We start from the raw sequence: 14,446 nt of genomic DNA, 5'->3' as shown, positions 1-14,446 counted from the left end.
ACGACGGCGCAGCCCACGAAAACAGCACCCCCCCCCCCCCCCCAACGCCCCTGGTTCGGGGCGGTGGTGCGGTGTCATCAGATCCCTCGGCGCTTCCAGGACTGCCACCAGAGCCATTCGCGTCCCCGGTCGGCGACGGCGGACAGCACCAGGGGCTGGAGGTACGGCATCGCACGGGCCCCGATCCGCCGGCGCCTGCGCAGTGCCCCGTACTCGGCGAGCGAGGTGTACTGCGGCAGGCATTCGGCGGCGAAGGCCTCCAGTTCCTCGACCGGGACCACCCCGGTGCGCCCGCGGTCGTAGGCCCGGTAGGCGCGCCGCAGTGCGTACCGGGCGAGCCGGGTACGGGCCGCGGTGGACAGCCGGCCCGCCTCCGGGAGCAGGCCACCGCACTTCTCCAGCACCGAGTCGAAGGCGACGAGGCGCTGGCGCAGGTCGTCGAGCTGTCCGCCGAAGTCGGTGGTGGACATGTTGTTGCCGTGGACCCGGTAGAAGGCCTGGTCGGCTCCCCGGACGTAGCCCACGTCGGCGTGGGCGGCGAGCCGCATCCACATTTCGATGTCCCCGGCGTGCGGGAGCTCCGGGTCGTAGCCCCCGACCTTGCGCTGAAGGCTGGTGCGCACGACCACCTCGGGTGAGGTGATGCACCCGGTGCCCTCCCGGAAGCGCCGCTCCAGCCACCACCGACCGGGGTAGACCACCGAGCCGGTGCTCTGCGTGCGGGCCGCGGGCAGCGGACCGCCGTGCTGGAACCGCAGCGGCCTGCCGTAGGCGAAACCGGCCCGCGGGTGGGCGTCAAGCAGGGCCGCGGCGCGCACCAGGGCGCCGGGGACCAGCCGGTCGTCGGCGGAGAGCAGGGCGACGTAGTCCCCGTCCGCCCACTCCAGCAGGCCCTCGTTGTAGGTGGCGATGTGCCCCTGGTTCTTCTCGTGGACCCGGACCTCGATCCGGGGGTCGGCCGCCGCGAGGGCGCGCGCGACGTCCGCGGAGTCGTCGGGCGAGGCGTCGTCGATGATCAGCACCCGTACGTCGACGCCTTCCTGCTCGTCCAGGACGCTCTTGACGCAGTCGGCCAGGAAGTGGCCGTACTTGTAGCAGGGGATCACCACGCTGACGGTGCTCACTGGCCGGACACCTCCGTGGATCCCTGGTTGGGCGCGACGGGGGCCGTGGTGGTGAAGACGGGGCCGACCCAGTAGTTCACCGAGCCGAAGGTGTTGTTCGGGAAGACCGTGGCCGCCCCGTACTTGTAGAGCCCGTTGCCGGTGACCGGACCGCCGCCGCTGCCACTCGCCGGAGCCACCAGCGGATAGGAGCGGTGCGCGGCGCTGAAGTAGCCGCCGTCCACGGAGTACTTGCCGTTCGGCGCGTGGTACGAGGCCACGTACTCGGTGTTCGCGGTGATGGCCACCGGGGTGGTGAAGTGCAGCTGTTGCCAGCCGGACACGGTCTCGCTGCCGAAGGTTCCGGTGGCCAGGAGCGTGCCGGTGGCGGTCCAGAGGCTGCCGGTGTGGGTGCCGGTGTTCCCGGGGCCCTTGTAGAAGGTGACTCCGGTGACGTAGCCGGCGACCGAGGACTGGAAACGGGTGCCCAGTTCCACGGAGTTGGTGTCGTCGCCGACGTTGGCGGTGGTCGGGGTGGCGTTCGGACCCCACAGGGTGCAGGGGCAGGTCACCGCCGGCGGGGTAGCGCTGGTGGTGAAGGTCCAGGTGACGGGCGCGGCCATGGCGTTGCCCCACAGGTCGGCGGCCTGCACCGATGCCGTGTAGGTGGTGTTCAGCGCCAGTTCGGAGGACGGGGTGAAGGTGGCGCTGTTGGACACGTCGAGGATCTTGCTGCCGGGGACGTTGACGCCGCCGGGGCCCTTGAGGGTGAACACCAGGGTGTCCATGTCCACGGCCGTACTGAAGGTGGACTTGACCGTCGTGGTGATCGCGGTGCCGGTCGCCGCCGACTGCGGGGTGGTCGAGGTGACGGTCGGGGGTGTCGTGCTCGCGGTGGCGGTGTCGAGGACGGCGTCGACCCAGTAGTTGCTGCCGGAGGAGGCGGTGGACGGGAACCCGCCGGTGCCGCTGTAGCGGTAGACGCCGTTGCCGCCGTCGGTGCCGCTCTTCAGAGCGGTGAGCGGGGCCAGCCCGGCTGCGGCCGAGGCGAAGGTGGTGTCGAAGGAGTATCCGCCGTTGGGGGCGAAGTAGGAGGCGACGTAGGTGGTGTTGGCCTTGACGGGGATCGGGGAGGAGAAGTTGAGCTGCTGCCAGCCCGAGGCCGTCTCGTTGGTGAAGGTGCCCGTGGCCAGGCGCTGGCCGGAGCTGCTCCACAGGCTGCCCGTGTGGGTGCCGGTGTTGGCCGGGGACTTGTAGAAGCGGACGCCCGTGATCGAACCGGGCACCGAGGAGCGGATCTTCACGCCGAGTTCCACGGCGCTGCCGTCGCCGGCGTTGACGGTGCCCGGTACGGCCGCGGCGGGCCAGACGGTGCAGGGGCACTCCTGGGGGCCCACGGTCAGCGGCACGGTGGTGGTGGCGCCGATGTTGACGCTGTCGTCCACGGCGCGGACCTTGATCTGCGCGGCACCGGGGGTGGTCGGGGTCCACTTGTAGGTCCAGGACGCGACGCCCGTGGTGGCCTTCCAGGTGGTTCCGCCGTCGGTGGAGACCTCCACGCGGGCCACGACTCCGCCGCCGCTGTCGGAGGCGGTGCCCGTGATGGTCACGGGCCGCAGGGCGGGCACCGTGGCGTTCGCCGCGGGGCTGGTCACGGTGATGACCGGGCCGGTGGTGTCGGTGGAGGCGGTGGCCACGAGCAGGTTGCTCTGCAGGGACTTGGGCTGGACCCCCATGTCGGCGAAGATGTTCACCGTCGCCTGCTGCATCCGCTTGTCCTCGGTGACGACCGCGTCGTCCGGGTTCCCGGTCGGCATGTTGGTCAGGCCCCACGACCACTGCACGGTGCCGGAGCCGAAGACCAGGGCGTTCGAGACCTGGTCCCGGAAGGCGACGAGGCTGTGCGTCGCGGTCCCGTTTCCGTACGTGTTCCCGTAGTCGAGGCGGTACTTGCCGTCGTTGATGTCCACCGTGGTGGACGACATCGCGATCTGCCCGGGCGGGCGCGCCGCGTCCTCCACGTCGCTGTCCCACTCGTAGCCGAGCGTGCCTACGGGGAAGGTGGCGGTCTGGGAGGGGGTCAGGTTCGCGACGGTGGTGCCCCGCCACAGGCGCATCTTGGCGTAGGCGCCGGGGACGGTGATCGCGTCGCTGCGGTAGCCGTTCACGCTGAACAGGGAGCCGGTGAGCTGGTTCTGCGGCTGGTAGGGCCGGCCGTTCGTGGCGCTGGCCGGGTCCATGAAGGTGCCCGTCCAGATCCCGCTCGGGTCGGGGATGCCGTTGGGCTGCGGGAAGGAGAGCTTGGTCTCCTTGTAGCAGACCAGGGTCCGGTTGGCCGTGTTGGCCCCGTCGATGCTGGGGGCCAGACGGGTCTTCCAGAAGACCTCGTTTCCGGCGAAGTAGGTCTGGTTGACGCCCGCGTGACGGGCGTTCAGGGCATTGGTGAACTGGTCCTGGGTCCAGTATTCGTCGTGTCCCGAGGACATGAACACCTTGTGGTTCTGCAGCTGGGTCGCGCCCTTGGTCGACATGTCGATGCCCGACATGTAGCTGACGTCGTACCCGTTGCGCTCCAGCCAGGCGACCATCTGGTACTCGGATCCGTAGATCCCGTTCTCGCCGCCGATGTCCATCGGCCGGTTGTAACTGACTTCGTAGGCACGGCCGTCGGGCGCGGGGCCGCCGCCGTCGTACAGGTCCTGGCCGCCGTAGTTGTTGTACGCCTGCCAGGTCTGGTCGCTGGTCTGCACGACGATGTCGGAGTGGCTGGAGTCGTTGCGGACCACGAACGGGTAGGGCATGACGCCGTTGCCGTCCGCCTGGTCGAAGTTGGCTATGTAGAGGCCGGAGACGGCGTCGGAGGGCACCGTCCAGGTCGAGGTGACCGGCCAGTTGCCGCAGTCGACCAGGCCCGTGGAGGGCTTGGTGGTGCAGCTCTGCGGGTTGCCCCCCTGCGGGAAGTTCGCCGGGTGGGTCTGCGCGGCCTGGGCGGGGGTCGACATCAGGCGGGCCCCGTCACCCCCGTAGTGGCCGAGGCGGTAGACCGACACCTTGTACGCCGTCGGCGACTGGATCTTGAACTGCAGGGTCTCGCCCGCCTGCACGCTCTCCTTGGCCGGGAAGCCCTTGATGTCGCCGTAGGCGCTGGGTGCGAACCAGTCGGACATCGGTGTGCCCGCCTTCGAGTTCTCGCACACGATCGCGTTGGAGCCGGGGCCGCACGGGTCCGCCGCGACCGCCACCGATGGCGGCAGCGCCGCCGCCATCAGGGCCGCCACCACGGTGTAGAGCCCGTACCGCAGCAGCCTTGTCCGTCTGTTCATCCGAACCTCATTTGGGAGTGGCTTGGTGATTCGACGCCGGAGCGTCAGCGCAGCGCTGCTGAGAGCGCATCCACGACCCGCTGCTGTTGGGCGGCGGTGATCTGCGGGAAGAGCGGGAGGGAGAGCATGCGGTCGGCGGCCAGCTCTGCGTGCGGGAAGGCCCCGCGGCCGTGGCCGAGGTGGGCGAAGGCCGGGGTGAGGTGGACCGGGGCCGGATAGTGCACGCCGGCGCCGATGCCCTCCACGTTGAGCTTGCCGACGACCGCGTCGCGGTCCGCGCCGCTGACCCGGATGACGTACAGGTGCCAGACGTGGACGTTGCCCGGAGCCGTGACCGGCAGGGTGAGGCGTCCGGTGGCCGCCAGGTCTCCCAGCAGCCCGTCGTACCGGGCGGCGGCGGCCCGGCGGGCCTCGTTCCCCCCGGCGAGCCGGGCCAGCTTGGCCCGCAGCACCACGGCCTGCAGACCGTCGAGCCTGCTGTTGAAACCGGCGACGTCGTGCCGGTACTTGGCCACGCCTCCGTGGTTGGCCAGCGCCCGGACGAGGTCGGCGGCCTCCTCGTCGTCGGTCACCACCGCGCCCGCGTCCCCGTAGGCGCCCAGGTTCTTGCCCGGGTAGAAGCTGGTCGCCGCGATCCCGCCGCTGCCGGGGGTACGGCCCTCCCGGGAGGCGCCCTGGCTCTGCGCGGCGTCCTCGACGAGCCTGGCGTACGGGGGCAGGCCCGCGGCCAGACCGGTGGTGTCGGCGCACTGCCCGTACAGGTGGACCGGGACCACCGCGCGGGTGGCCTTGGTCACCGCGTCGAGCGCGGCCTCGGGGTCCAGCAGCAGGGTGTCGGGGAGGCAGTCGGCCAGCACCGGCCTGGCGCCGATCCTGGCGACCGCGCCGGCGGTGGCGATGAACGTGTTCGCGGGCAGGACGACCTCGTCGCCGACGCCCACTCCGCTCGCCCGCAGGGCCAGTTCCAGGGCGTCGGTGCCGTTGGCCACGCCGACGCAGTGGCCGACCCCGGCGAAGGCCGCGTACTCGCGCTCGAAGGCCCGGACCTCCTCGCCGCCGATGAAGGCGGTGTCGGCCAGCACCCGGTCGAATCCCGCACGTAATTCGTCCGCGACCTCGGCGTGCGCGGCCTTCAGGTCGACGAGCGGTATCTGGTTCATGCGGCTGTGCTCCCCATCCGTGTCTCCGGCTTCCGGCCGGTCTCCAACTCATCGGCCCGCAGCTCGTCGAGCGCCGGGCCCCCCGCCTCGCGCAGCCGGCGGGCGGGGCTTCCGGCCCACACCTCGCCGGCCGGCACGTCGGCCAGGACCGTGCTTCCCATCCCGGTCAGCGACCAGGCGCCGACCTTCGTGTACTCCCTGACCAGTGCGCCGGCGCCCACGTAGGCGCCGCGCCCCAGCCGTACCCCGCCGCCGAGGCGGACCCCGGAGGCCAGGGTCGCGAAGTCCCCGACCTCGTCGTCGTGGGTGAGGACCACGTGGGGCATGACCGCCACGTGGGACCCCAGCCGTACCGCCGCCGTCAGCACGCAGTGCGCGAGCAGCACCGTGCCAGGACCGAGGACCGAGGAACCGGAGAGCGCCGCCGTGGGGTGGACCACGGTGGCGTACCGGCTCTCGGGCAGTGCCAGACGCCGCACCAGGCGGGCCCGTACCCCGTAGTCGCGGGGGCTGCCGACGCAGACCACCACGCGGGCGGCCGGGCGTTCGTGCACCAGGGCGCTGCCGCCCAGGACAGGGACGCCGTCGACGTCCGTTCCGTGCAGGGCCGGGTTGTCGTCCAGGTGCCCGGCCAGCCGCCATCGCGGGACCCGGCCGGCCGCCAGGTCCGCGGCGGCCGCGTCCCGTACGGCCTGGGCGGTCTCCCGGGCGAAGCCGCCCGCGCCGACGATCAGCAGGCTTTCGGATGTCGCGGTCTCGGTCGTGCGACCGTGCGGCCCGCTCATCCGCCGTCGGCCTGTTCGCGCAGCACCGCCACCACCCGGTCCTGCTGCTCCTCGGTCATCGTGTGGAACAGCGGCAGGATCAGCGAGTCGCGGGTGATCCGCTCGGTCACCGGCAGCGCCGCCGCACCGTGATCGGCGTACGCCGGCTCCAGGTGGGAGGCCATGATCCCGCGCCGGGCAGAGATCCCGGCGTCCGCCAGCACGGCGAGCAGCTCGTCGCGGCCGACGGGGAAGTCCTCGGCCAGGAGCACCCAGTACGACTGGAAGTTGCCCTCGCCGTGTGCGGGGTCCCGGACCGGGGTCAGGCCCGGGACACCGGCGAGGAGCTGCGCGTACCGGGCGGCGAGGAAGCGCCTGCGGGCCACGATCTCGTCCAGCTTGCCCAGTTGCACCAGGCCGACCGCGGCCTGGATGTCGGTCATCCGGTAGTTGTAGCCGACCTCCAGGTAGCTCTCGGCGATCGGCTTGCTGCTGGCGTGCCGCTGCGCCGCGGACACGTTCATGCCGTGCTCGCGCAAGCGGCGCAGCCGCTCCGCCCACGCGGCGTCGTCCGTGGTCACCATGCCGCCCTCGCCGGTGGTGATCACCTTGCGGGGGTGGAAGGACCAGGCGGCCAGCAGGGCCCCCTGGCCGACCGATTTCCCGCCGACGGTGGCGCCGATGCCGCACGCGGCGTCCTCCACCAGCGCGAGGCCCTGGTCGGCGCAGAAGGCGCGCAGGGCGTGCACATCGGCCGGGACCCCGCCCTGGTGGACGGCGATCACGGCCTTGGTGCGCGAGGTGCGGACGGCGTCCACGGTGGCCGGGGTCAGGTTCCCGGTTGCCTCCTCGACGTCCGCGAACACCGGGTGCGCGCCCACGTAGCGCACCGCGTTGGCCGTGGCGATGAAGGACAGGGAGGGGACGACGACCTCGTCTCCCGGACCGAGGTCGAGCGCGATCAGCGAGAGGTGCAGGCCGGTGGTGCACGAGCTCACCGCGATGCCGTGCTCCGCGCCCACCCGCTCGGCGAAGGCCCGCTCGAACTCCGCGACCCTGGGCCCCTGGGCCACCCAGCCGGACAGAACCGCATCGGCGGCTGCCCGTGCCTCCTCCTCGCCGAGCCAGGGGATCATGACGGGGATCCGGGCGGGGGCGGGAACGGGGGCGGGAACGGGGGCGGGAGCGTCCTGGGCGTTCATCGGCCGGCCTCCCCGGCGGCACCTGCGGACTCCGCATCCGCCACGCGCTCGGCCCGCCACCAGTCGACCAGGTCCCGCAGCCCGGTGCGCAGGTCGATCCCTCCCGTGAAGCCGAGGCGGGTGGCGGCCTGCGAGGTGTCCGCGAGCCGGCGGGTCACCCCGTTCACGGCGCGGGCCGGTCCGTGCTCCGGCGCCAGGCCCTCGGCGCCCATGGCCTCCAGGAGGCCGTTGGCCAGGTCGAGGAGACTGGTCTCGGTGCCGCTCGCGACGTTGAACACCTCGTCGGTCAGGTCCGATTCGGCGGCCAGCAGGTTGGCCCTCGCGATGTCGCGGACATCGACGAAGTCCATGGTCTGCGTGCCGTCGCCGAGGATCAGCGGCGGTTCGCCGGAGGCGATCCGCTCCATCCAGCGGATCAGCACCTCGGTGTACAGACCGTGGATGTCCATCCGGGGGCCGTACACGTTGAAGTAGCGCAGTGCGACGTAGTCCAGCCCGTACATGGCGTGGAAGCTGCGCAGCACTCCCTCGTTGAAGGCCTTCGCGGCCCCGTAGAAGGTGTCGTTGTTGTAGGCGTGGTGGCGCTCGGTAGTCGGGAAGGACTCCGCCATCCCGTAGACCGAGGCCGAGGAGGAGGCGATGACCTTGCCCACGCCGGCGGCCGCGGCGGCCTCCAGTACGTTGAACGTCCCGTCGACCATCACCTCGTTGGCCAGCCGCGGCTCCTCGGCGCACTGGGTGATCCGGATCGCCGCCAGATGGAAGACGAAGTCGGCCCCCTCGGTCGCCTTGCGCACGGCGGATATGTCCCGGATATCGCCCTCTACCAGGTCCACGACCCCGCTCGGCAGGGCGCGGGCCAGGTTGGCCCTGCGTCCCCGTACGAAGTTGTCGAGCACGACGATCTCGCGCGCCCCGTTGTCCACCAGCAGGTCCACCAGGTGCGAGCCGATCGTGCCCGCTCCGCCGGTGACCAGAATCCTCTTGCCTCGTACGCTGCTCAACGCCCTGCTCCTACTGAGTCGGTCATGGTGTTCCCGGCTGTGCCCGGCGCGCCGCACGCGGTCCGGGCGGCGTTCGGGTCGCTCAACGTCCGGTGCGCAGTCCGACGACGGCGCCCTTGAACTCCAGGCTGCGGGAGGCCGCTTCGAGGATGTCGAGGACCTGGAGTCCGGCCCGGCCGTCGGTGAGCGCGGGCCGCCCCGTCCGGATCGCCGCGGCGAACTCCTCGACCATGCTGCGCAGGGCCTCCTTCTCGCCGAGCGCGGGGGCCACCATGTCTCCGGTCCGGTAGGAGACGAGCATGTCGCGGCGCTCGTCCGCGCCGATCTCCTGCGGCGCCGTGAGGTCGACTCCCCGGTCGAACACCGCGACCCGCTGCGAGGGGTTGAGGTCGTCCCACACCAGGGTGCGCTTGGAGCCGCCGACCATCGTGGTGCGGACCTTCACCGGGGACAGCCAGTTGACGTGCACGTGCGCGATGGCGCCGGTGTTGAGCTGGAGCGTCAGGTAGGCCACGCAGGACTGGCCGGCCCCGATCGGGTCGGCCCCGTGCGCGGCGACGGCGACCGGGTGGACGTTGTCCGGAAGGATGAAATCGAGGACCGAGAGGTCGTGGGGGGCCAGGTCCCACAGGACGTCGATGTCCTTCTGGACCAGCCCGAGGTTGATCCTCACCGAGTCCACGAACTGGATGTCGCCGAGTTCGCCGGATCGGACCATGTCCCGGATGCGGGCCACGGCCGGGGTGTAGCAGTAGGTGTGGTCGCACATCAGGGTGAGGCCGCGTTCCTCGGCCTCGTTCACCAGCCGCAGTCCGTCCTCGTAGGTGGCGGCGAGCGGCTTCTCCACGAGGACGTGCTTGCCGGCGCGCAGGGCAGCCAGGGCGACGTCGAGGTGGGTGCCTGCCGGGGTGGCCACGGCGACGGCCTCGACGGCGGGGTCGGCCAGGATCGCGGCGTAGTCCGCGGTCGCCTGGACCGTGGAGTAGCCGCCGAGCACCTGCCGTGCCCGGTCGACGTTCAGATCACACAGCCAGCGGAGTCGGAACTCCGGACTGGACTGGAAGTTGCGGACGAGATTGGGGCCCCAGTAGCCCGCTCCGACGACGGCGACCCCTAACGGCTCGGTCCGTCCCGCACCCGCACCTGCGCCCGCGGCGTCCCGCCCGGCGTCCTTCGCGGTGTCCTTCACAGCGTTCCCTTTCCTTCCGCGCACGCCCGCGGGCGTGTCGACGACCCATGGCCGGAACGCGTGCGAAGGAAGGGGGTGCCGTCGAGGGCATGCCGGGCGCCTGCGCGACCCGTGCGTGACCCGCCCGACGGTGGTGGCCCCCACGACCGATGCCGTACGTGTTGCACGTACTTCCGCCCCCCGGCCGTCCGGCACCCCTCGCGCCGGCCGGCCACGGACAGGCGGCCTGTTCCCCCAAGCCGCCGAACCCGTAACCTGCCCCAACTGCCCTGCGCCGACTGGATCACAGCGTGGACCACGGCATTGCCGAAGCACGCCCAATCCGGTCGGCTGCGTTCAATCTAGACCACGGGGCGTACCCCCGGGGAGAGTTGGAGGAAACGGTCGGTACGGGCGTTCGGGCGTGCATACTTCCGGGGTGACCAGCATCGTGATCCCGGCCCACAACGAGGGCCGGGTCATCGGCCGGCTCCTCGACGCACTCCTGGACGGGGCTCCGGCCGCGGGACCCGACATCGTCGTGGTGTGCAACGGCTGTACGGACGACACCGCCGCGGTGGCCGCCGCACGGGGCCCCCGCGTACGGGTGGTCGAGATCCCGACTCCCTCCAAACACACCGCACTTCGGGTGGGCGACGAGCACGCACTCGGCTTCCCCCGGCTGTACGTGGACGCGGACGTGGTGGTCGGCGCGGCCGACGTACGGGCCCTCGCCTGCGCCCTCGCCGACAGCCCGTCCCTGCTCGCCGCGGCACCCGGCCGGGACATTCCGCTGAGCGGCTGCGCCTGGCCGGTCCGGGCCTATTACCGGGTCTGGCAGCTGCTGCCGGCCGTCCGCGAGGGGCTGTTCGGGCGTGGGGTCATCGCGGTGACCGAGCCGGGGCACGCCCGGCTCGCCGCCCTGCCGCCGCTGATGGCCGACGATCTGGCCGCGTCCCTGGCGTTCGCACCGGGAGAGCGCCGGGTGGTGGAGTCGGCCAGGGTCGTGGTCCTCCCGCCGCGCACCTGGGGCGATCTGATCAAACGCCGTGTGCGGGCGGTGACTTCCTCGGCCGAGCTGGAGCGGTTCCAGGCCGCACGGGCTTCCGAGCCGGCCGCGGCGCCCCCGCCGTCCGCGCGCACCGGTACGGGAGACCTGCGGGCGCTGCTCCGGGCTCGGCCGCAACTGCTCCCCGGCGTGGTGGTGTTCGTCGTGGCGGCCCTCGTGGCCCGCCGGGGAGCCCGCAAGGCCATCCGTACCGGGGACTTCTCCACCTGGCTGCGCGACGAGAGCAGCCGCCAGGCCTGAGCCACCGAAGGACTGGGCAGCCGAAGGGACTGGGCGGCCGAGAGGGCTGGACGGCCGAATCCTCCCGTACCCGGCCCAGTTGGCCCGTACAACCATTAGGGTGCCATTCGCACGCACGACTGGCTCACCGTACAGACGCACGCCGGACCGGGAGTTCGAAAGCATGTACCTCGCGGACCGCTCCGCGCCCGAGGACGCGAAGTCCACCGCCGACGGGTCCCCCGTCCGCGGACCCGCGGTCGCCTCGACCGTCCTCGCACTGGGCTCGGTCAGCCTGATCACCGACGTCTCCTCGGAGATGGTCACCGCCGTCCTGCCGCTCTACCTCGTCGCCGGGCTGGGCCTGAGCCCGCTCGGCTTCGGCGCGCTCGACGGCCTGTACAACGGGGTCAGCGCGCTCGTGCAGCTGACCGGCGGCCACCTCGCCGACCGGATCCGCAACCACAAGCTGATCGCCGGCATCGGCTACGGACTGTCCGCGCTGTGCAAGCCGCTGCTGCTGCTCGCCCACAGCCTCGGCCCGGTGGCACTGATCCTCGCCCTGGAACGGACCGGCAAGGGCCTGCGCACCGCACCGCGCGACGCACTCATCTCTCTTTCCACACCGCCCGAGTTACAGGGTCGGGCCTTCGGCGTGCACCGCGCCATGGACACCACCGGGGCGCTGCTCGGGCCCCTCGCCGCCTTCTTCATCCTGAGCGTGACGGTCGACGGGTACGACGCCGTCTTCGGGGTCAGCGCCTGTGTGGCCGCCCTGGGCGTCGTGGTGCTCCTGCTGTTCGTCCCGTCCGGCGCCGAGCCGGGTCGCGGCCGCCCGAAGCCCGCCGCTCCCCCGGTACCCGCCCCGCGGCAGCCCGCACCCTCCGAGGCGCCCTCCCCGAAGCCTGACGCGGTGAACCTGCGCGACGCGCTGGGCCTGCTGCGTCTGCCCCGGCTGCGCGCCCTGGCGGGCTGCGCTGCCCTGCTCGGGCTCACCACCGTCAGCGACGCGTTCCTCTACCTGCTTCTCCAGGACCGCACCGGCATCGGTGAGCGGTGGTTCCCCCTGCTCCCGCTGGGCACCGCGGCCGTGTTCCTGCTGCTGGCCGTGCCGGCCGGCGCCCTCGCGGACCGCATCGGACGCCGCACCGTGTTCCTCACCGGGCACGCCCTCCTGCTGGCCGGCTACGGGCTGCTCCTGTGGGCCCCCGGCCTGCCCGCGCTCCCCTACCTGGTCCTCGCCCTGCACGGCATGTTCTACGCAGCCACCGACGGGGTGCTGCCCGCCGCGGTGGCCGCGACCGTACCGGCGAAGCTTCGGGCCACCGGCATCGCGCTCGTCGGCACCGGCCAGGCCCTGGCCCGCTTCGGCTGCTCGCTGGCCTTCGGCGCCGCGTGGACGGTCATGGGTTCGGGCCCGGCGCTCGCCGCCGCCGCGGCCGGCCTGTGCTGCTGCGCGGCTGTAGCCGGCTTCGTACTGCGCCCCACGGCCCCGGACGGCGCCGCCGCCGCGGCCCCGCAACCCCGACGCACCCGAGGAAACCGATGACGCGCTCACGCCGGCTGCTCGTACTCGCCCTGGCCGTGCTGATCCTCGGAGGCCTGGCGGGCGTGCTGGTGGTGCGCGCCGCCGCCCGGTCCGAGCAGACCCGCGCGGGAGACCCGACGGCCACCCCGGGCAAGGTCGTGCTCGACCGGCGCGGCGGCCTGGCCTTCCTCAACGGCGCGCAGGGCCCGCACCGCGGAGCCCTCGTCTCCGTACCGGACCGCTCCCGGCAGGGCGAGCGGACCGCATCGAGCCTCACCTGCCTGCGGTTCCACGCCTCGGCGGGCACCGGCGTGTGCCTGAGTTCCGCCCCGGGCGCCCTCGCCCAGGACAACCGGGCTCTGATCGTCGACTCCGAACTGCGCACGGTGCGCACGTTCCCGCTCGCGGGCACCCCGTCCCGGGCCCGGGTCTCGCCGAGCGGCCGCTTCGCCGCCTGGACGGTCTTCGTGGCCGGGGAGTCCTACGGCTCCGCGTTCTTCTCCACCCGCACCTCGATCGTGGACACCCGTACGGGGGCGCTCGACGCGGACCTGGAGAAGTTCACCATCGAGCTGGACGGCCGCCCCTACAGCGCGAGCGACGCCAACTTCTGGGGCGTCACCTTCTCCAAGGACGACGACACCTTCTACGCCACCCTGGGCACGAACAACCAGACGTACCTGGTGAAGGGCTCGATCGCCAGGCGCAGCGTCACGACCCTGGCCTCGAACGTCGAGTGCCCGTCCCTGTCCCCCGACGAGACCCGGGTCGCGTACAAGAAGCGGGTCCAGCGCGGGGCATCCCTGTGGCGCGAACACGTACTGGACCTGAAGACATTGAGGGAGCAACCGCTGGCGGAGAACCGCAGCGTGGACGACCAGGCACTCTGGCTCGACGACCGCACCCTCACCTACGCCCTCCCCACCGAGGGCTCCGTGGACACCACGGACCTCTGGACGGTCCCGGCGGACGGCACCGGATCCCCCCGCATCCTGGCCCCGGCAGCCTCTTCCCCCACCCGCCTGGACTGATCGGGTGTGCCCCGACTGTCAGGTCGCGGTGGGGATGTGACGCGCTGCGGCGAGTCCGGCCGGCGTCCGCATTTGGCCTCCGCACTCATCGGTCACGACCGTCCCGCCCATGTGAACAGGCCGCTCCGGTCAGTGTGAAGCGGCTCCGACGCTGCTGACCCAGACTCGGAAGGGCGCCGGCTCGGGCTCAGTGCCGGTCAGGAACCCCTCGACGATCGGGCCGAGGTCGTCGGAGGCCATGTAGGGACCGCCGAACGGCAAGGCGTCCGGGGGCAGCGAACAGGTCGAGCACCGGAGCTGCCCGGCCTGCTCGTCGTGCCACACGTAGAACGTCGCCGCCCCGGGAAAGCCCAGCTCTCGGATGCGCCCCCGGAGGGCTGAAGCAGTCCGCTCGAAGGCGGCCACCACCTCGGAGACGGACAAGGACCTCCGGTCCTCGTCGTCCGCACCCAGCCACCAGGTGTTGCTCTCCCCTTCCGCCCGCCGGTCAGCCGGCTCCAGCATCAGGGGCTCGTCCGCCACCTCATCGATCCACGTCAACAACACCCCAGAAGTATCCTTCCGCAGCTCGAACCCGCAAGTGCCACAGGAAGCGACGCCGTGCAGCGGCATCCGCATCGGGCCCCCGTGTTCCATCCCGCCGGGCCGGGAGGCGTACCTGGGGGCCCGCAGAATCGTTGGGGCGGGCATGGGCACTCCACACGCCGTCTCCCCGTCCCCGGCCCGGCACCGGGCACCCGAGCGCGCCCCCGCCGCATTGGCGCGGGGCATCCCCCGGCAGCAGTCGGGCAGCGCCGCCGCCCCGTCGGGCGGGGCGGTCGTCTTCGAGCAACTCGCCCGCGAGTGGGAGGCGCGCGGAGCCACCGTTCCGGGCC

At 72.2% G+C, this 14,446-nt stretch carries 11 protein-coding genes and 1 pseudogene; 4 read left to right on the top strand and 8 right to left on the bottom strand.

Translation table 11 applies throughout. From position 1 onward, the window contains the following. Positions 1-77: 77 nt before the first annotated feature. From ACFWBW_RS39230 to ACFWBW_RS39200, 7 genes are all read right to left on the bottom strand, one after another. Positions 78-1,124, bottom strand: a complete 1,047-nt coding sequence (locus ACFWBW_RS39230; RefSeq protein ID WP_385383837.1) for a glycosyltransferase — start codon at positions 1,122-1,124, stop codon at positions 78-80. Further along, positions 1,121-4,426, bottom strand: coding sequence for a DUF4082 domain-containing protein (locus ACFWBW_RS39225; RefSeq protein ID WP_385383834.1), 3,306 nt, complete (start codon positions 4,424-4,426; stop codon positions 1,121-1,123). The genes ACFWBW_RS39230 and ACFWBW_RS39225 overlap by 4 nt, the downstream gene beginning before the upstream one ends. 44 nt (positions 4,427-4,470) lie before the next feature. Continuing rightward, complete coding sequence (locus tag ACFWBW_RS39220; protein WP_385383831.1) at positions 4,471-5,586, bottom strand: DegT/DnrJ/EryC1/StrS family aminotransferase; 1,116 nt, start codon at positions 5,584-5,586, stop codon at positions 4,471-4,473. Beyond that, complete coding sequence (locus ACFWBW_RS39215) at positions 5,583-6,371, bottom strand: NeuD/PglB/VioB family sugar acetyltransferase (RefSeq protein WP_385383828.1); 789 nt, start codon at positions 6,369-6,371, stop codon at positions 5,583-5,585. Before ACFWBW_RS39215 ends, ACFWBW_RS39220 begins: the two co-directional genes overlap by 4 nt. Then, a complete protein-coding gene (locus ACFWBW_RS39210; protein WP_385383825.1) occupies positions 6,368-7,552 on the bottom strand; it encodes a DegT/DnrJ/EryC1/StrS family aminotransferase in 1,185 nt (394 codons plus the stop codon). The genes ACFWBW_RS39215 and ACFWBW_RS39210 overlap by 4 nt, the downstream gene beginning before the upstream one ends. Then, a complete protein-coding gene (locus tag ACFWBW_RS39205; protein ID WP_385383822.1) occupies positions 7,549-8,556 on the bottom strand; it encodes an NAD-dependent epimerase/dehydratase family protein in 1,008 nt (335 codons plus the stop codon). The genes ACFWBW_RS39210 and ACFWBW_RS39205 overlap by 4 nt, the downstream gene beginning before the upstream one ends. Before the next feature lie 82 nt (positions 8,557-8,638). After that, positions 8,639-9,745: a Gfo/Idh/MocA family protein gene (locus ACFWBW_RS39200; RefSeq protein WP_385383819.1), complete on the bottom strand. Its 1,107-nt coding sequence runs from the start codon at positions 9,743-9,745 to the stop codon at positions 8,639-8,641. Between the two features lie 418 nt (positions 9,746-10,163). Between ACFWBW_RS39200 and ACFWBW_RS39195 the strand changes: the two genes are divergently transcribed. The 3 genes from ACFWBW_RS39195 (at position 10,164) to ACFWBW_RS39185 (ending at position 13,571) form a co-directional block, all read left to right on the top strand. Next, entirely contained in the window at positions 10,164-11,033 is an 870-nt protein-coding gene (locus ACFWBW_RS39195; RefSeq protein WP_385383816.1) for a glycosyltransferase, read from the top strand. Positions 11,034-11,196: 163 nt separating this feature from the next. Then, entirely contained in the window at positions 11,197-12,561 is a 1,365-nt protein-coding gene (locus tag ACFWBW_RS39190) for an MFS transporter (protein WP_385383813.1), read from the top strand. Further along, the gene (locus ACFWBW_RS39185) at positions 12,558-13,571 is read left to right on the top strand and encodes a TolB-like translocation protein (RefSeq protein WP_385383810.1); all 1,014 of its coding nucleotides are present in this window, start codon (positions 12,558-12,560) and stop codon (positions 13,569-13,571) included. The genes ACFWBW_RS39190 and ACFWBW_RS39185 overlap by 4 nt, the downstream gene beginning before the upstream one ends. 129 nt (positions 13,572-13,700) lie before the next feature. Here the strand turns inward: ACFWBW_RS39185 and ACFWBW_RS39180 are convergent, their stop codons facing one another. Then, the gene (locus ACFWBW_RS39180; protein WP_385383807.1) at positions 13,701-14,117 is read right to left on the bottom strand and encodes a hypothetical protein; all 417 of its coding nucleotides are present in this window, start codon (positions 14,115-14,117) and stop codon (positions 13,701-13,703) included. Between the two features lie 142 nt (positions 14,118-14,259). Here ACFWBW_RS39180 and ACFWBW_RS39175 point away from each other — a divergent pair. After that, positions 14,260-14,446: pseudogene (locus tag ACFWBW_RS39175) on the top strand (hypothetical protein); the annotation flags it as partial.

The organism is Streptomyces sp. NPDC059957, assembly GCF_042730015.1.
Lineage (GTDB): Bacteria > Actinomycetota > Actinomycetes > Streptomycetales > Streptomycetaceae > Streptomyces.
The sequence above is the reverse complement of the archived record's forward strand: the minus strand, read 5'-3'. Positions and strand labels throughout refer to the sequence as shown.

Bases quoted from the DNA above. Each gene is read 5' to 3' on its own strand.
- ACFWBW_RS39215 (WP_385383828.1), bottom strand. From the start codon at position 6,371: ATGAGCGGGCCGCACGGTCGCACGACCGAGACCGCGACATCCGAAAGC.
- ACFWBW_RS39210 (WP_385383825.1), bottom strand. From the start codon at position 7,552: ATGAACGCCCAGGACGCTCCCGCCCCCGTTCCCGCCCCCGTTCCCGCC.
- ACFWBW_RS39220 (WP_385383831.1), bottom strand. From the start codon at position 5,586: ATGAACCAGATACCGCTCGTCGACCTGAAGGCCGCGCACGCCGAGGTC.
- ACFWBW_RS39185 (WP_385383810.1), top strand. From the start codon at position 12,558: ATGACGCGCTCACGCCGGCTGCTCGTACTCGCCCTGGCCGTGCTGATC.
- ACFWBW_RS39225 (WP_385383834.1), bottom strand. From the start codon at position 4,426: ATGAACAGACGGACAAGGCTGCTGCGGTACGGGCTCTACACCGTGGTG.
- ACFWBW_RS39190 (WP_385383813.1), top strand. From the start codon at position 11,197: ATGTACCTCGCGGACCGCTCCGCGCCCGAGGACGCGAAGTCCACCGCC.